The sequence below is a fragment of the Pantoea sp. BS_8 genome, assembly GCF_041954965.1.
Classification (GTDB): Bacteria; Pseudomonadota; Gammaproteobacteria; order Enterobacterales; family Enterobacteriaceae; genus Pantoea; species Pantoea stewartii.
Genome location: NZ_JAVAXU010000002.1, coordinates 20,800 through 37,289 on the forward strand (window position 1 = coordinate 20,800; position 16,490 = coordinate 37,289).

Genomic DNA, 16,490 nt, shown 5'->3' on the forward strand with positions numbered 1-16,490 from the left:
GTGATGTGAAACAACTATGAAACTTGTTGTTAACATATTCGATCAGCGCCAGCCTGACAGGTTTGTTGTCCCTAAACTGTGACCGCGGCGAAGGAAATACCCGCCAGAGCCACTACAGATAATTCCGACTTTTTACCGCTTCGTCTGTTAACTGGAAACTTTCGGCGCGAGTGAGGTCAATATGAGGATATGTTCACTCTGGAGGTAGGTCAGCATGTTGGCTTCGGCTTTCACGTTAATGCGCGCAAAAGCAGATTTTGTCCACCAGTTCATCCGCAATCCGCGCAAGATGGGCAGCATCACCCCGTCTTCCGAAGCGCTGTGTCGCACCATGGTGGAAGCGGTCGACTGGCGTCATCAATTCCGGATCGCTGAGTTAGGCGCAGGCGATGGTGTGCTGACGCGTCGCCTGCTGGCAAAGATGGCACCTGAGGCCACACTGGACGTATTTGAAATCAGCAGCGCGCTGGCACAAAAGCTTAACGCGCTGGATGATGAACGCATGACGGTACGCACCTGTTCGGCGGAGTACCTGAACGGCAGCTATGACGCTATTTTTTCTGGCCTTCCGCTTCTGTCGCTGTCGCCGGAACTGCGCGAGGCGATTTTACAGGCGGTTTTCCACGCGCTGGGCCCCAACGGCGTCTTTGTACAGTTTCAGTACACATCCCTGACCCAGCCCGATTTGTCCCGTTACTTTACCTGGGAACGTCAGCGGGTTTTAAAAAACGTGCCGCCCGCCTGGGTTTACCGCTGCACCCGTCACTATGCGCCCTGAGCGCTGTCGACCGCCGGGCGCGTTTGCAGCCAGAAATGGGTTAAAATGCTGCGTGCCCAGTCCGCCCCATGCAGTTCGGCGCCATCGCTGTCTACATCGTCGGGCAGACAGGCATCCATAATCTGGCGATCAAATTCGGGATGGAACTGCATGGACAGCGCATTCGGCGAATAGCGCAATACCTGGCAGGGATCTTTTTCTGACTGTGCCAGAATCGTCGACTGCGCCGGCGGTATCACCACCGACTGACGATGAGAAAGCCAGGCCTCGAAGTGTTCCGGCAGGGTCGCAAGCAGGGGATCGTGCTTCGCCGCGGTCGTCGTGTTCAGCGCCAGTAATCCCCGTTCCCAGCCATGAGGGTTGTCCGCGACTTTACCTCCCAGCGCATACGCCATGAGCTGATGCCCGTAACACACGCCCAGTAGTGGCAACTGCGCGTCCATCCCCGCGCGAACCCAGGCGGCGGTGCGTTCGCTCCACTCCTCATGGTCAGTCACCATTGCCCACGAACCGCTTAATACCGCGCCGGAGATTTCAGTAAACTGCGGCAACGGCTCACCCAGATGCGGACGGACGATAAGGTAATCTTCAGGCTGTAAATTCAGAGCATCAATAAACCAGACCGGTTGTTCACCGATTTTTTCGACCACACTGGCAGGAGGAACATCTAACTGAATCAGGGCAAGCGGCAAGGCAGGTGCATAAGTCATACCGAATCGGATCCTCACAGGCGTTAACGTTTCGGAAAATCAGTCTGACAGCAACTGTTGTAAAAGTCTTATGAATTTTTAGAGTTAACTAAATAAAAAAAACGTTAATCATTGTCTTAACCGCGCGGGTTCATGCCATGATTATCGGGTAACGTGTTTTTTCAAAGGATGACATTGTGGCAGTGCGGCATTTCTTTACGGTTCTGATGGTCGTGTCCATCTGGGCCTTTAATAACGTGGCGGTGAAATGGGGCTTAGTGGATTTACCGCCCCTGTTCCTGACCTGGATGCGGTTTTTCGTCGTGGCGATTGTCCTGGTACCGTTTTGCCGGATTAACCGTCAACAGTTTCCCTGGCTGTTACTGCTGGCCTTTACGTTTGGCTTTATGCACTTCTCGCTGCTGTTTCTCGGCATGCGTTACACCGATGCCGGAACAGGAGCGATTGTGGTGCAACTGGGCACGCCGATTGCGATGCTGCTGGCGATGGTATTCCTGAAAGAGAAGCTGCGGCTTATCCAGCTTATCGGCATTATGATTTCGCTGAGCGGTGTAGTGGTGCTGTCCGGCAGCCCGACGATCCCCGCCTGGTGGGTGCTCTGTATCCTGCTGTGCAGCGCCACGGGCTGGGCGGTGAGCAATCTGATTGTGAAAAAATCGCCCCCGATTAAGCCGCTGACCATGACGGGCTGGATCGCGTTTCTGGCGTTGCCCATTGTCGGCGCGGCCAGCTATATGTCCGAATCACATCAGCTTTATGCCCTGCAACATGCGGGCTGGCGCGGCTGGTTTGCCATTCTCTACAGTGCGATTGCCTCTTCGGTAGTCGCCTATACCTTGTGGTATTCACTGCTGAAGAAATACAACGTGAACCTGATTATGCCCTACTCCCAGCTGACACCGGTGCTGGCAGTGATCATGGGCATTGTAGTGCTGGGCGACAGCCTGAACAGTTTCAAAATTATTGGTGCCTCGTTGGTGATCCTCGGCACTACCATTGCGGTAATCAACCTGCGTAATCTGCGCATGCACGCCCGGTTTCCGCGCTTACGACGTCGTTAAAGGCACATGCTATGCTTCAGGAATCGTCCGCTTCAGGAGCCTGTAGCATGAATCATCTGGCCAACGCACTCTGGCAGCAGATGTGGCAAGGATTGCATGGCAACCCTGCGCCACACGCGCTGCCCGTTTTCACCGATCACGCGACCTTTTCCTCCGCCTATGCCGTCAGTGAACTGGCGGCCACCAGTCTGGGATTAGCGACGCAGGGCATCGCTGAATTACTCAATCGTCCTGTCCGTGCACAGATCAATGTCCGCCTTGCCTCACGCTGGTTCCAGCACAGTTTTATGCCGCTTAACCGCCCTGCACCCGCACTGTGGGATGCCTTCGCGGGCGATTACGCCTGCCGCAACGGCTGGATCCGTCTGCATACCAATGCGCCCCACCATCGCCTGGCGATGGAGAGCGTGCTGGGTCAGCATCCGGATCGGGATGCGCTGGCGCGGGAAGTGGCGCAGTGGCAGGCTACCGAGCTGGAGCAGGCCGTGATTGACGCTGGCGGTTGCGCTGCCGAAATGCGCAGTGCTGAAGCCTGGCGACAGCACCCGCAGGGACTGGCCGTCATACATGAACCGTTGTTTGCCCGGCAGACCATGACCGAAGGCCCTGCGGTCGACTGGGCGTTGCCCGACGCGCGTCCGTTACTGGGCATCAGGGTGCTGGATCTGACGCGCATCATCGCGGGCCCGGTGGCCACGCGCTTTCTCGCCAGCCTGGGGGCAAATGTGTTGCGTATCGATCCACCCGGCTGGCAGGAGCCGGGCGCGGATGAGGAGCTTGCCTGCGGCAAGCGCCGCGCCGTGCTGGACCTGAAACAGCCCGCTGACCGTGCGCAGTTTATCTGGTTGCTGAAACAGGCCGATGTGCTTGTGCACGGTTACCGTGCCGATGCGCTGGAAAAGCTGGGATTTGATGCGGAATCGCTGCAAAGCCTGTGTCCCGGCCTGGTGGACGTGGGCCTGAATGCCTGGGGCTGGCAGGGCCCCTGGCGCAACCGGCGCGGTTTCGACAGTCTGGTGCAGATGGGTTGCGGTATTGCCGAACAGGGCATGCGCTGGAAGCAACATACTGCACCGGTGCCTCTGCCGGTTCAGGCGCTGGATCATGCCACGGGTTACCTGATAGCGGCGGCCGTGCTGGCCGGTCTGACTTCCGCTGCCTTCATGAAGGCAGCGGAAGTCAGACGCGCCTCTCGCTGGCGCGCACCGCCTGGCTGCTGGAGCAGCACCGTTACGCCAGCGACATGGCCCATTCGGGGATCATCCCGCAGCACAGCGACAATCAGCCCAGCCTGGAACTGACACCGTGGGGAATCGGCGTACGTCTGCACTCCGCCGCATGGCTGCCCGGCACCGCCCTGAAGTGTGCCACGCCCGGCTGCCCACCCGGCAGCCATCCGGCGACGTGGTAAATCAGGCGTCGTCGCCCTGCTCGCTGGCGCTTTCCACCAGCTCATCGTACATGGCCTGAATCGCTTCACGGCTCAGCTCGGCCAGGGTGCGGTAAAAGGCGGTAGTGGCATGCGCCTCGACTTTGCCCAGGAATGCGCCGCACCACGGCATCAGAAACGTATCAAACAGCGCCAGTTGAGCGGCGCTTTCGTCTGCCGCAGACTGATCTTCCAGCCATGACGCCGCCAGCAACAGCGCGCCAAAATGGTCCGTCGGTGCTTCACCCAGAGGCATACCGCGCGAGGTTAAAAAGGCGCGGATCTCGGACTCCGGCTTTCCTTCCGGCCAGTGTGAGGCAAAGGGCGAAACGTTACATGATTCGCTAACAAACAGCGCCTCATAGTCGGCAGTCAGTGCCTGCGGATCGCTGCTCTGCTGTAACCGTTTCAACAGCGCATCCTGCTCCAGCGGCCACTGCGCCGCCAGTTTGCCTTCGCGAATCAGCGTAAACAGCGGTGCCAGCAGGGGATCCTGCGGATGGCGGTTAAACAGCGAGCCGATAATGCGGCACAGAATGGAAAACTCATTCATGAGTCAGAATTCCTTGAAGGAGAAAAATTAAAAGTCCGCCCGCTCGGGGATCGTCTTGCCCGTGCGCAGTGCCAGAAAATCGAGCAGGCGACGCGGCGTGACATTTAACACGCGATCCTCCGGAAAATCTACTTCTCTGGCGATACGCAGGCAGTGCTCAAAATTGCCCAAGGTAAACGCCGTATGGGAATCAGAGCCGAAGGCCAGGCGTCCACCCGCCTTGCCGACGGCTTCGGCAATCGCCGTGATATTAACGGGATATTTCGGGTGCCAAGAGGAAATCCTATACAGAATATAATGATAAAGCTCTATTTCAAAATTTTTTAAACAAGAGACACCCTCTTACTCCCTATTAACTTTAAAATTTTCTTGTTATCTAAAACTCATTATAGAATGATCGATTTTTCTGTTAAAACGCACAAGAAAGATTAATAATCAGAGCATGTGATGATCATTCTCAGACAATAAAAATATATAATTAATGATTTTAACTTACTTTCACGCATAAATTATTCCAATACATAAATCTCAACATTCTTTTAACAGGAACTATGGATCAACACGAACTTGAAGAGGTTGAGATTAACTTAAAGTAAACCGATGAGCTAGTGTATATAGTAACTTTAACAGGACATAAAGATTCACATAAAAAATTCCATAAAGTAGAAATATTCTATTAAGGACAGGAGTTAATGTTCATTTTAATTTTTACCCCCTTTTTTTCTAGTAACCAATGCATTCTTAATGCTTTTCATCAATTTATAAAGAAGCTTTATATTTGGTGTCGAATCTTTAATCCTCACCCTGTTAGGTTTAGGCTGATGGACTAAAAAATGGGAATAAGATCAATAGCAAAGGCGTAAGATAGATATTTTCAATGCTATCGCTATTTATGCTGTTATTGGACCTTGGGCTTCAGGAGCAGAAAAAGACGACTTCAGAAATTAAATTTATTTCATCATATAAATTTCAGGTTTAATTTTTCTCGACATAGAAACATAGTTCTAGAGAGATAAAGAAGCTCATCGCTCGGTTAACACTGCTGAAACAACGATCATTGGAACTAACTCTGTAAAAGAATCACTACTATTATTAAAAAATAGAATCCCCTTCTTTTTGCTACGTTTTCGCCAACATCAAAATAGTAAGCTGGATCAGCATAATTATTTATCAATGTCAGAGCTAAAGATAAAAAGCGTTAATTCATTCCTTGTGCTCTCCCCTGACTTTACCAAGCCAGTAAGCAGCACCATAACCTACGAGGAAACATCCGACGAAGCCGCAGAGTTTCAATGGCCAGCTATCGAAGACGTACAGCGAAGCAAGAGCAAGAAAACTCATTATCACTGTAATTGTTCCTTCAAGAAGATGTGCCGAGAGCTTAGCCAGCAAATTTACAGATTTCATCGTTAATCCTTTTACATGTCTGTGGATGGCTGCTGATAAAGTCCAGGTAGGGTTTCAATTGATCTTCAACTACGAAGTAAATCATATCAAGCCCTTGCGGCTGTACCTTCCAATACGTCGAACTGTAATGATTTGCCATACGCCTGCTGGCAAGGGCTGCTTCTTCTATAAGTCCTTGCCACAAGGCAGTACTGACAGCAAATGAAGTACTGAAGCGGAACAGTGCTTTGTATGCGTAGCTACTGCGAGCATTTTTAATGATTAACATTGCGATCGACTGAGACACGACCACTTGACCGCCAATTCGTCCACCGATACGTCCAGCACCATAGGCTACCTGATTTTGAACTTTCTCTTTCCCCTGCTCATCAAGTTTGTTGTAAAACTCCGTAATGACAGTGGTGACGAGACGACGTAAAGGTTCTTCATTGCTCGCAAGTGATTTGACGACCTGATAGAACCGCTCGTTTTCCCGCTCATTTCTGAGCTGCCGATCATAACCCAATGCACCAGTACTGATGTAAGTGCGTTTAGCTCCGTAGTAGGCGCTCTGAGGAATTCCCTTGATGCTGTCCCATATGCCATGTGCGATGTTCGATGCGTCCATGTCTTCATCCTTAAGGTGAGCAATGCTTAATCTTATCTGAGATACAAGACTGTTTTCAAACAGGTGTATATCGCCGCCTGGGAATTTCGACGGGGCCACGAGTCGACTAACCGGTAACCGCGTCACCAGAACTATCAAGCGCGATAATAATCATGCATTGTTTGTTCAAAATGCTTTTCCTACCTCTTATTTATCTGTCACAGGCTGGCTCTAAACTTAGTAACGCCAGATGGCAGGCATCTAAAAAAAGACCAGCCTGTAAGTCAGTTAATCTCGCGCCGCTAATATCTTTTAGTGAAGTAATTTCCAGCAATCCCTTGAAGGAGAAAAATTAAAAGTCCGCCAGCTCGGGGATCGTCTTGCCCGTGCGCAGTGCCAGAAAATCGAGCAGGCGACGCGGCGTGACATTTAACACGCGATCCTCCGGAAAATCCACTTCTCTGGCGATACGCAGACAGTGCTCAAAATTGCCCAGGGTAAATGCCGTATGGGAATCAGAGCCGAAGGCCAGGCGTCCACCCGCCTTGCCGACGGCTTCGGCAATCGCCCGGCAGTTCGGTTCGCTGCCCGGACGCGAATGGGTAAAGGAGGAATTGTTCAGCTCCAGCGCCACATCGTAGTGTGCGGCCGCTTCGGTAATCGCCGGGATATCAACGGGATATTTCGGGTTGCCGGGATGGCTGATGATATGCACTAACCCTCCCGCCATGGCGGCAATCATCGCCTCGGTATTCTGAGTAAGGTCGCGCGGTGCATAGACGGGTTCGTGGAAGCCCGCCACAATCAGATCCAGCGATTCCAGCATCGGGCCGGAACAGTCGATCTCGCCCTGCTGGTTTTTGATGTTGGCCTCGATGCCGCGCAGGATCGCCACGCCGTCAATGATACGGGGCCAGATACGCATATTCACAAAGTGCCAGTAGTGCGGTGCATCGGCCATATCCGGGCCGTGATCGGTGATGGCAAACAGTTTCAGTCCGTTCAGTTTAGCCTGCGCGACATAATCATGTAGCGTACTGTAGGCGTGGGTGCTGGCAACTGTGTGCATGTGAAGATCGACGGGATACATTGTCTGCTCCTGTAGGGGCCGGTTATGGCCCGAATCGTTAATAGCCACGTTGGCGATCGACGTAGCCCTGTGGGTTTTCACCTGCTTCAAGTTGAGTAATCGCGCGGGCAATGTAGTCCATCGCTTCCTCTTTCAGGGTGACCGCCGCATTATGCGGAGTAATTGTGACGCGCGGATGGAACCACAACGGATGATCGGCAGGCAGTGGCTCGACCTGGAAAACATCCAGTGCGGCGCCCTTTATTTGCCCGCTATCCAGGGCGATGAGCAAATCGGCTTCCACGACCTGATCCCCACGAGCGAGGTTAAGGAAAAACGCGCCCTGCGGCAACCGGGCTAACAGTTTCTGATCAATCAGATTGCGCGTTTCTGCGGTGCTGGGCAGCAGATTGATCAGCACCTGAGTGTCACGCAGGAAATCGTCCAGCGCGTCGCGCCCGGCGAAGCTGGTCACACCGGCAATCTGCTTGGCTGAACGGCTCCAGACGCGCACCGGGAATCCCCAGGCCGTCAGGCTTTTCGCCACCTGTTGCCCCAGCACGCCCGCCCCTAAAATCCCGATATGAAACTGGTCACGCGAATACGACGGCAGCGGTTGCCACCGGGCCGACTGCTGCTGCTGTTGGTAATCATCAAAGCGACGAAACCAGCCCAGCACCCGACAGACCGCGTACTCCTGCATCTGTTGCGCCATGCCCGTGTCTTCCAGACGATAAAGGGGAACACTGTCTGCCAGCATGTCCGGGTTTTGCTGCAGCTGACGCAAAATTTCGTCGACGCCCGCCCCCAGCGCAAATACCCCTTTCAGATCGTTGCGGCCCCGCAGCATGGCCGGCGGCGGCGAACGGACCAGCGCATAATCTGCCGGGGACGTATCGTCGGTCGTCCAGTGACGGACACGTGCATGAGGTAAGCGCTGCTGTAATCCGCTGATCCAGTCGTCAGCAGGTTGCGATGGATGAAACCAGATGATGTCCATAGTGATCCTCTTTTTTTCTCAGCCTCGGGGAAAAGTGGTCTCAGGGCAAGCGGAGCCTGAAAAAAAAGCACAAAATTTCGCAGGCTATGATCATCAATAAGTTACGCGGCTTCACATTTCCGCCGGACGAAAGGGTGAAAATTGCGGTTAAGGTCTAAAGTTGGAGAGTGGTCAATGCGTGACACATGATCACATTTCGGACAAGGAGAAACACCGATGAGAAACACTGAGGTAACAACGACTAAACGGTCTCAACGTCATGCGCCCGTTTTGCTTGGCGTGTTGTTAAGTGCGACCGTTTTCAGCACCTGGGCAGCCGAGGATTCCCGATTACTGACCAGTCAACCCCAGCCGCCCGATGTCCGTTTAGGACCGTTGTTCAATGCCGTACAACAGGCAAAATTTTACCCTGACCAAAAAACGTTTGCAGATGCCGTGCCTAAATATGATCCGTCCTCCATTCTGGCCGACTGGCAGATGCAGAAGAATCAGCGCGGTTTTGATTTAAAGCGCTTCGTCGCCGCGAATTTCACCCTGCCCACCGACAGTGACAAATATGTGCCGCCTGCGGGCCAGAACCTTCGTGACCATATTAACGGCCTGTGGCCGGTGTTAACGCGGACGACAAGTAACACAGGAAAATATGACTCGTTGCTGCCGTTGCCCAAACCCTATGTGGTGCCAGGCGGGCGTTTCCGTGAGGTTTACTACTGGGACAGCTACTTTACCATGCTCGGCCTGGCGGAAAGCGGCCACTGGGATAAAGTGCAGGATATGGTGGACAACTTCGCCTCGCTGCTGGATCGCTATGGCCACATTCCCAACGGCAACCGCACTTATTACCTGAGTCGCTCACAGCCGCCATTCTTTAGCCTGATGGTAGATCTGCTGGCGACGCATGAAGGCGATAACGTCTATGTGCGTTATTTGCCGCAGTTACAAAAAGAGTACGATTACTGGATGGCGGACAGCGACAGCGTCGCCGCAGGTAATGCCAGCAAGCGGGTGCTCAAACTGGCCGACGGGACAGTGCTGAACCGCTACTGGGATGCACGCGACGTGCCGCGTACCGAGTCATGGATGGACGACATTGCAACGGCAAACAAAGCGCCACAGCGCAACAAAGCAGAGATGTATCGCGATCTGCGCGCCGGTGCGGCATCGGGCTGGGATTTCAGCTCGCGCTGGTTTACCGATGCGCATAACCTTTCGACCATCCGCACCACGCAACTGGCCCCGGTCGATCTCAACAGCCTGATGTTCCATCTGGAAAAAACGCTCTCGACGGCGTATCGCCTGAATAAACAGGATGCGCAGGCTAAAGCCTTTGCCGATCGGGCTGAAAAACGTCAGGCGGCGATTAACCGCTATCTGTGGGACAGCAAACAGGGCTGGTACGCCGACTACGACTGGAAAACGCGTAAGATTCATCCGCAGCTAACGGCTGCTACGCTGTTTCCGCTCTATATGCAGATTGCCAGTGACAAACAGGCTGACAGCACCGCCAGCGCGGTGGAAAAACAGCTGCTGAAACCGGGCGGTCTGGTGACCACCACAGTGAACAACGGCCAGCAATGGGATGCTCCCAACGGCTGGGCACCGCTGCAGTGGGTGGCCGTTGAAGGGCTGGAGCACTATAAAAAGCCGCAGCTGGCGCAGCAGGTGGGCCTGCGTTTCCTGCGTAACGTTCAGCTGACGTACGATAAAGAGCATAAGCTGGTCGAAAAATACGTGGTCGAAGGCAACAATCTTGGCGGCGGCGGCGGTGGTGAATATCCGCTTCAGGACGGTTTTGGCTGGACGAACGGGGTCACGTTAAAATTGCTGGATAAATATTGTCCGAAAGATAAAACCTGTAACAGCGCCCACGATATTCCCGAGGCGCAAAGCAGCGCGAAATAAAGCGAACAGGCGAGAGATCGCGTTAACATAAAAAAGGCCCGCTGCGAGGCGGGCCTTTTTTGGTTATCTGCGTACGTTAACTGCGTACTTTGCGGTAGATAAACAGCACAATAAGCGCGCCGATAACCGCGATAACGAAGCTACCGAAGTTGAATCCATCCACAGTTCCATAACCTAAGCGGGTACTGATCCATCCACCGACAACGGCACCCACGATACCCAGAATAATAGTAATGATGAATCCACCACCATCTTTGCCTGGCATGATCCACTTCGCCAGGATACCAGCGATTAAACCAAAGATGATCCATGAAATAATACCCATCTGTTACTCCTTCCTTTTGGTTAGTCAATGGCGATCGCCTGATTAATCAAGCGGTTCACGCGCTTAGTATAGTCGCAATTTTTAAAAATGCTGCGCGTGAAGGTTATGATAGTGGTTATTGTGTTAAAGCTTTATTATTGTCAGCCGATAACGAACGGGTAGTAACAGGATAAATACAAATGATAAAGCGTTGCTCATCGGGGGCCAGCAAGTGAAAGAAGCCGATAAAGAACATTATCTCAAACGTGGCACGCTGGCGGTTCTGGGCGTCATGAAAGACCTGCTTCAGGCGCAAACACCTTTGCTGGTGAATTTCTCACGTGGGCAGTTTATCAGCCGTATGCTGGCGGCGGATGAAAACCGCATTGTTTTTGATCTGGGCAGTAATAATCTGGATAACGACTACGCACTGCAGTGCAACGATATTACCGTGTTTGCCGAAACCCAGGGCGCGAAGGTTGAATTTGCCTTACCCGGGCTGGAGAAAACGGAATTCGACGGCCTGCCTGCATTTCAGGCAACGTTACCGGAGGTGCTCTGGCAAATTCAGCGGCGTGAATTCTTCCGCATCAGCGCACCGATGGACCCGCAGTTCTGGTGTCACTGCACATGGCCTGACGGCTCGGCTGCCCGACTGCGATTACAGGATTTATCGTTAGGCGGTATCGGCGTGCTGGTGGACGACGCGATGCCGGACGGCCTGAAAAGCGGCGACGATTTTAAAAATCTGCAGGTGGAACTGGGTGAATACGGCCAGTTCAACGTCAATGCGACGTTAATGCATATTGGTGAACGCAGCATGATTACCAGTAAAAATGAAACCAAAGTTACGCCGCGGCTGAGCTTCCGTTTTACGGCACTCGAACCCCATCAGGAACGGCAGTTGCAGCAGGTGATTTTTAGCCTGGAGCGGCTGGCGCGCGACAAAGCGCAACGCTTTCAGTAACCTCCGCTCTTTTTCCGCGCCGCACATCCGCGGCGCATCCAGGCTATGCTTTCCTTGCTTTCTCGTTTAACCGGAACCAGCAAGGAGACACTCCCCAATGGAAAACTGGCTCAGTTTGCGTCATTTTCAGTCCATTCTTTTTAATCAAACGCTGTGGATCAACAGCGCCATCGTCATCGTTGCCACCCTCGTTATTTACTGGTTGCTGCGCAGCCTGATCAGTTTCGTGTCCAACCGCATTGCGCACTTCAGCGAAGACCGCCACGTTCGCTTTACCGGCATCCTGGTGGAAATACTGCGCAGCACCAGCCACCTGCTGTTGCTGATTTTTTCGCTGCTGATTGCCCTGCGTTTCATCGATTTGCCCGACTCGTGGCGCTCGACGGTTTCTCACAGCTGGTTCCTGGCGCTGATTGTGCAACTGGCGTTGTGGATCGACTGCGGCATTCGCCTGTGGTTAAAAAGCCTGCTGCGCGATCCGCTTCACGTGCGCAATCCGGTGACGACCGTCATTCTGGGCATTCTGTTGCGGGTCGTGGTGTGGGTCATGATGCTGCTGGCGATTCTGTCGAATATGGGCATCGATATCACGGCGCTGGTAGCCAGCCTGGGCGTGGGCGGTATTGCCATCGCCCTGGCGATTCAGACCGTCCTGAGTGATGTGTTTGCTTCCCTGGCGATTGGCTTTGATAAGCCTTTTGAGCACGGCGATTTTATCGTATTTGGCGATATTGCCGGCACTATTGAGCATATAGGCCTGAAAACCACGCGGCTGCGTAGCCTGAGCGGTGAGCAGATCGTCTGTTCCAATACCATTTTGTTGCAGCAGACGATTCATAACTACAAGCGGATGCAGCAACGTCGTCTGGTGTTTACATTCGGTATCAGCTACGCCACGCCGTCTGAGCAGGTGCGAGAAATCAGCGAACTGGTGAAAACCATCATTCAGGGTATTGAAATGACGCGCTTTGACCGCGCCCATTTTCTGGCCTTCGATGACTCGAAGCTGACCTTTGAAGTGGTCTACTTTGTGCTGAGCGCCGACTACAACGTCTACATGGATATTCAGCAGGAGATTAACCTGCAACTGATGGCGGCGCTGGAAGAACGCAATATTCGCTTTGCCTTTCCGATCCGTCAGGTCGAATTCAGCGGCGGAAGTTTACCGCCGGTCGATCTTAAACCGGTGCCGGATGATGAAGAGACTGTCCCGCAACGCGTCAGTCGTTAACCTCGCTGTACTGAGGGCTGGCTGTTACAGTCTGGCCCTCATTTTCCGTTCATTGTGGCTGATAGCGACAGCGGGTCACCGCGTTTTTCCAGCCCTGATAGTTATCCTGCATGTGCTGCGCCAGATGGGTGCGCGGCATGATGATCGGCCCGCCCTGCAAGGCCAGCATATCGTCGCCCTGCTGCCACCATCCCAGCCCTTTTCCTGCCAGCAGTGCCGCCCCCAGCGCAGAGGCTTCGGCGGTCGGCGCGCAGTGCAGCGGACGTTGCAATACGTCGGCCTGAAACTGCATCAGCCAGGGGTTTTGCGTGGCGCTGCCGTCAACGCACAAGGCCGGAAGCGCTGTGCCGCAGGCCTCTTCCATGGCAAAAAACACGTCAGCAATCTGCCAGCAGATGGATTCCAGCGCCACCCGCGCCAGTACGGCGGGCGTGGCCGCATCGGTCAGGCCGCAGATCAGGCCTCTGGCCTTGAGATCCCACCACGGCGCCCCCAGCCCCGACAGCGCCGGAACAAAATAGCAGCCCTGATTATCATCACAGCCTTCAGCCAGTGCCGTAAGTTGCCGGGGATCGTGAATGCCCAGCATCGTCCCCAGCCAGGCGGCCCCGGACCCGGTGTGCGTGATATTACCTTCAAAGGCAAAGCGCGCCTGGCCGTCGTGCCAGGCAACGGTGGTGCTGAGCCCGTTATCGGTCAGCAGCGGCGTGGCCATCGACATCATCAGCGATGATCCAGTGCCGTAAGTGGCTTTGACCACTTCCGCCGTGCCGCGTCGCTGAGCATAAAGCGCGGCATGAGAATCGCCGATGCGCGCCAGGATCGGTGTGCCGGGTGCGAGTCCCGGTATATCGCTCACGCATATCATGCCTGCCACGCTCGCCGACGCGGTAATCTGTGGCAGCGCCGCACGCGGCAGGCTGAACAGTGACAGCAGTTCATCGTCCCAGTCATTGCGGTGCAGGCTGTAAAGCTGCGTGCGCGCGGCATTGGCATGATCGGTCACAAATGTCGTGCCCGCCGTCAGTTGCCAGGTCAGCCAGCTGTCCACGGTGCCGATGCACAGTTCCCCCGCCGCTGCCCGGGCGAAACCGTCCGGTATGGCTGCCAGCATACCGGTCAGTTTGGCGGCCGGGAACATCGGATCGACCGCCAGGCCCGTCAGAGCGCTGATGCGCGCGGCGCTGCCCGACTGCTGTAAATCCCGGCAAAACGATTCTGACCGACGATCCTGCCAGCTCACCAGCGGCGTTAACGGCACGCCATCACGGCGCTGCCAGATCAGTACGGATTCGCGCTGGTTACTGATAGCCACCCCTGCCACGCTTGCTCCGTCGCACTGCGCCAGGCAGTCGGTGATGGCCTGCCTGACGGCTGACCATATCGCCTGGGGATCCTGTTCTGCCAGGCCGGGTTGCGGATGTTGTAACGTTAAACCCTGACTGCCGCGCGCCACCATGCGTCCCTTTCGATCGACAGCGACCGCTTTGGCATTGGTGGTGCCTTCATCAATGGCCAGAATCACCGACTCCCGCATCGTCAGCCTCCTGCACAGAGGCGTAACGCCTGCGCGGCGATGCTGCTGGCATCAATGCCATGGTGCGCGCGCGTGGCGGCCCGATCGCCGGCTATGGCATATTCGCCGTTGGCAATCCCCAGCCGCAGAAGCTTAACCGGCAAGCCGTGTTCCGCCAGCACCTCCGCCACCAGGCTGCCTACGCCACCATTAATGTTATGCTCTTCCACCGTAATCACGGCGCGGAAGTGGCTGAGCAGATTGTGCAGCTGCTGCGTATTACAGGGGCGAATGGACGGAACCGAAATCACGGCGACAGAAACGCCCTGCTTTTCCAGTTGCTCTGCGGCGGTCACGGCTTCATGTACCGTCGAGCCCATGGCAACAAGCGCAATATCGTGGCCTTCTCGCAGCCGGTCAATCTGACCGGGCCGGAAGCGGTAATTTTCGTCGTGCAACGACGGCAGCGCTTTGCCGTCCAGCCGGATATAAACCGGCCCCCTGTGGTCAAGCGCATAGTCGATAATTTGGCGGCACTCGACTGGACAGGCGGGTGCATAAATTTCGATATTGCCGAATCCACGCATGACGGCGATGTCATCGATGCTGTGATGGGTGCTGGCAAGCGGACCATAGCTGGCACCGGCATTCAGTCCAAACAGCTTCACGTTAGTGTTGTTGTAGCAGACATCGATTTTAATCTGCTCATTTGCGCGCGAAATCAGAAAGGGCGCGGCGTTACAGGTCACGGCGATTTTGCCGCCCAGCGCCAGGCCAGCGGCTGTGCTGACCAGCGCCTGTTCAGCAATACCGACGTTAACCAGACGACCGGGAAAGGCGTCAATAAAGGGCGCAATCTTCGCCGTGGAGGTCGAATCCGCCACGACCGGCACCACATCGATGCCGCGATGTACGGCATCTGTTAACGCGTCGACCATGACGTTGGCCAGGTGTTGTGCATTACTCATCGTTTAATTCCTCCAGTGCCCGCGCAATCTCGTCCCCTTTCGGCACCCGATGGTGCCATTCGGCTTGTCCCTGAATAAACGAGATGCCAAAGCCCTTTTCGGTGTGCGCGATAATGACCTGTGGCTTACCGTTCACAGGCAGGTTTTCCAGCGTATTCACCACTGCGGCCATGTCATTGCCGTTGCATTCCCTGACCTCCAGACCAAAGGCGCGCCATTTTTCTGCCAGTGGATCGGTATTGAGAATGTCACGCGTTGCACCCGCCAGTTGCAGCTTGTTCTTGTCGTTTATGATGATGAGGTTATCCAGGCCATAGTGCGCGGCTACCAGCGCGGCTTCCCAGTTGCTGCCTTCTGCCAGCTCACCGTCGCCGGTCACCACAAACACACGGCGCGGGCTGTGGCTCTTTTTCGCCGCCAGCGCAATGCCCACCGCCACGGGCAATCCGTGACCCAGCGCACCGGTATTGAGTTCAACGCCCGGGGTTTTCTGCCGTACCGGATGGCCCGGCAACGCAGAATCGGCATGTTGATAGGTAGGCAGCCAGTCCAGCGGGAAATAGCCGGCTTCCGCCAGCACGCAATAGTATCCTCCCACAGCATGACCTTTTGACTGGATATAGATATCACGTTGATCGTCTTCCGTTCGATCCGGTGCACAATTCAGAATGCGAAAATAGAGCGCGGTCAGAATCTCAACCTGTGACAGATCGGCACCGGTATGCCCGCCTGCCGGACTGCCCGCGTTAAGCTGGATGATGCGGCGGCGTACGGCCCGGGCCTTTTTTTCGAGCGCATCCACAGAAAGCGTAAATGGATTCATATTTCACCTTTGAATTTTAAGTCGAACTTGAATATATATTCAGGTAGGGTACAACTCTCCCTTCTTTCGCCGTGATGACAGCAATAACCTACCCTTTCATCGACTGCTGTCACGCACAGAAACACAACAGCTTTAACAATTATGAATATATATTCAATAATGATTTTATATTCACACTTACTATGC

Annotated in this window: 15 protein-coding genes and 2 pseudogenes; 6 read left to right on the forward strand and 11 right to left on the reverse strand. The window is 54.5% G+C overall.

Annotated features, from left to right (window positions below; genetic code table 11):
- Positions 1-214 precede the first annotated feature (214 nt).
- Positions 215-778: a class I SAM-dependent methyltransferase gene (locus tag RAC65_RS05515; protein ID WP_039340985.1), complete on the forward strand. Its 564-nt coding sequence runs from the start codon at positions 215-217 to the stop codon at positions 776-778.
- Here RAC65_RS05515 and RAC65_RS05520 read toward each other — a convergent pair.
- Entirely contained in the window at positions 766-1,488 is a 723-nt protein-coding gene (locus RAC65_RS05520; RefSeq protein WP_375096470.1) for a glutamine amidotransferase, read from the reverse strand. The two genes, RAC65_RS05515 and RAC65_RS05520, sit on opposite strands and share 13 nt — an antisense overlap.
- Positions 1,489-1,664: 176 nt before the next feature.
- On the opposite strand from RAC65_RS05520, the gene RAC65_RS05525 reads away from it, so the two are divergent.
- Positions 1,665-2,549, forward strand: coding sequence for a DMT family transporter (locus tag RAC65_RS05525; RefSeq protein WP_375096471.1), 885 nt, complete (start codon positions 1,665-1,667; stop codon positions 2,547-2,549).
- Between the two features lie 47 nt (positions 2,550-2,596).
- A pseudogene (locus RAC65_RS05530) lies at positions 2,597-3,960 on the forward strand (CoA transferase).
- A gap of 1 nt (position 3,961) precedes the next feature.
- Here the strand turns inward: RAC65_RS05530 and RAC65_RS05535 are convergent.
- The 6 genes and pseudogenes from RAC65_RS05535 to ghrA form a co-directional block, all read right to left on the reverse strand.
- The gene (locus tag RAC65_RS05535) at positions 3,962-4,531 is read right to left on the reverse strand and encodes a molecular chaperone (RefSeq protein WP_375096472.1); all 570 of its coding nucleotides are present in this window, start codon (positions 4,529-4,531) and stop codon (positions 3,962-3,964) included.
- A gap of 27 nt (positions 4,532-4,558) precedes the next feature.
- Positions 4,559-4,783 (reverse strand): annotated as a pseudogene (locus tag RAC65_RS05540) (phosphatase); the annotation flags it as partial.
- A 951-nt stretch (positions 4,784-5,734) separates the two neighbouring features.
- Positions 5,735-5,938, reverse strand: a complete 204-nt coding sequence (locus RAC65_RS05545; RefSeq protein ID WP_133745140.1) for a hypothetical protein — start codon at positions 5,936-5,938, stop codon at positions 5,735-5,737.
- The gene (locus tag RAC65_RS05550) at positions 5,913-6,545 is read right to left on the reverse strand and encodes a hypothetical protein (protein WP_033737511.1); all 633 of its coding nucleotides are present in this window, start codon (positions 6,543-6,545) and stop codon (positions 5,913-5,915) included. The genes RAC65_RS05545 and RAC65_RS05550 overlap by 26 nt, the downstream gene beginning before the upstream one ends.
- A 331-nt stretch (positions 6,546-6,876) precedes the next feature.
- Positions 6,877-7,614, reverse strand: coding sequence for a phosphatase (locus RAC65_RS05555; protein WP_006119703.1), 738 nt, complete (start codon positions 7,612-7,614; stop codon positions 6,877-6,879).
- A gap of 37 nt (positions 7,615-7,651) precedes the next feature.
- On the reverse strand, positions 7,652-8,593 hold the full coding sequence (gene ghrA, locus RAC65_RS05560; protein WP_375096473.1) for a glyoxylate/hydroxypyruvate reductase GhrA: 942 nt from the start codon (positions 8,591-8,593) through the stop codon (positions 7,652-7,654).
- Between the two features lie 216 nt (positions 8,594-8,809).
- Here ghrA and treA point away from each other — a divergent pair, with 216 nt between their 5' ends.
- Positions 8,810-10,495 (forward strand): alpha,alpha-trehalase TreA, encoded by a 1,686-nt coding sequence (treA, locus tag RAC65_RS05565; protein ID WP_375096474.1) that lies wholly within the window; start codon positions 8,810-8,812, stop codon positions 10,493-10,495.
- 76 nt (positions 10,496-10,571) lie between these two features.
- Here treA and RAC65_RS05570 read toward each other — a convergent pair whose 3' ends face one another.
- Complete coding sequence (locus RAC65_RS05570) at positions 10,572-10,820, reverse strand: GlsB/YeaQ/YmgE family stress response membrane protein (RefSeq protein WP_367143151.1); 249 nt, start codon at positions 10,818-10,820, stop codon at positions 10,572-10,574.
- A 211-nt stretch (positions 10,821-11,031) separates the two neighbouring features.
- Between RAC65_RS05570 and RAC65_RS05575 the strand changes: the two genes are divergently transcribed.
- Both RAC65_RS05575 and RAC65_RS05580 read left to right on the forward strand, forming a co-directional pair.
- Entirely contained in the window at positions 11,032-11,766 is a 735-nt protein-coding gene (locus tag RAC65_RS05575; protein ID WP_006119706.1) for a flagellar brake protein, read from the forward strand.
- A 97-nt stretch (positions 11,767-11,863) separates the two neighbouring features.
- Entirely contained in the window at positions 11,864-12,997 is a 1,134-nt protein-coding gene (locus RAC65_RS05580; protein WP_033737515.1) for a mechanosensitive ion channel family protein, read from the forward strand.
- A 49-nt stretch (positions 12,998-13,046) separates the two neighbouring features.
- On the opposite strand, the gene RAC65_RS05585 is transcribed toward RAC65_RS05580, so the two are convergent.
- Genes RAC65_RS05585 through RAC65_RS05595 form a run of 3 tightly spaced genes read right to left on the reverse strand, consistent with a single transcriptional unit; the run spans position 13,047 to position 16,304 of the window.
- A complete protein-coding gene (locus RAC65_RS05585; protein ID WP_375096475.1) occupies positions 13,047-14,534 on the reverse strand; it encodes an FGGY family carbohydrate kinase in 1,488 nt (495 codons plus the stop codon).
- 2 nt (positions 14,535-14,536) lie between these two features.
- Positions 14,537-15,481, reverse strand: coding sequence for a transketolase family protein (locus tag RAC65_RS05590; RefSeq protein WP_375096476.1), 945 nt, complete (start codon positions 15,479-15,481; stop codon positions 14,537-14,539).
- Positions 15,474-16,304 carry a transketolase gene (locus RAC65_RS05595; protein ID WP_006119710.1) on the reverse strand — a complete coding sequence of 277 codons (831 nt, stop codon included), beginning with the start codon at positions 16,302-16,304 and terminating at the stop codon, positions 15,474-15,476. Before RAC65_RS05595 ends, RAC65_RS05590 begins: the two co-directional genes overlap by 8 nt.
- Positions 16,305-16,490 lie beyond the last annotated feature (186 nt).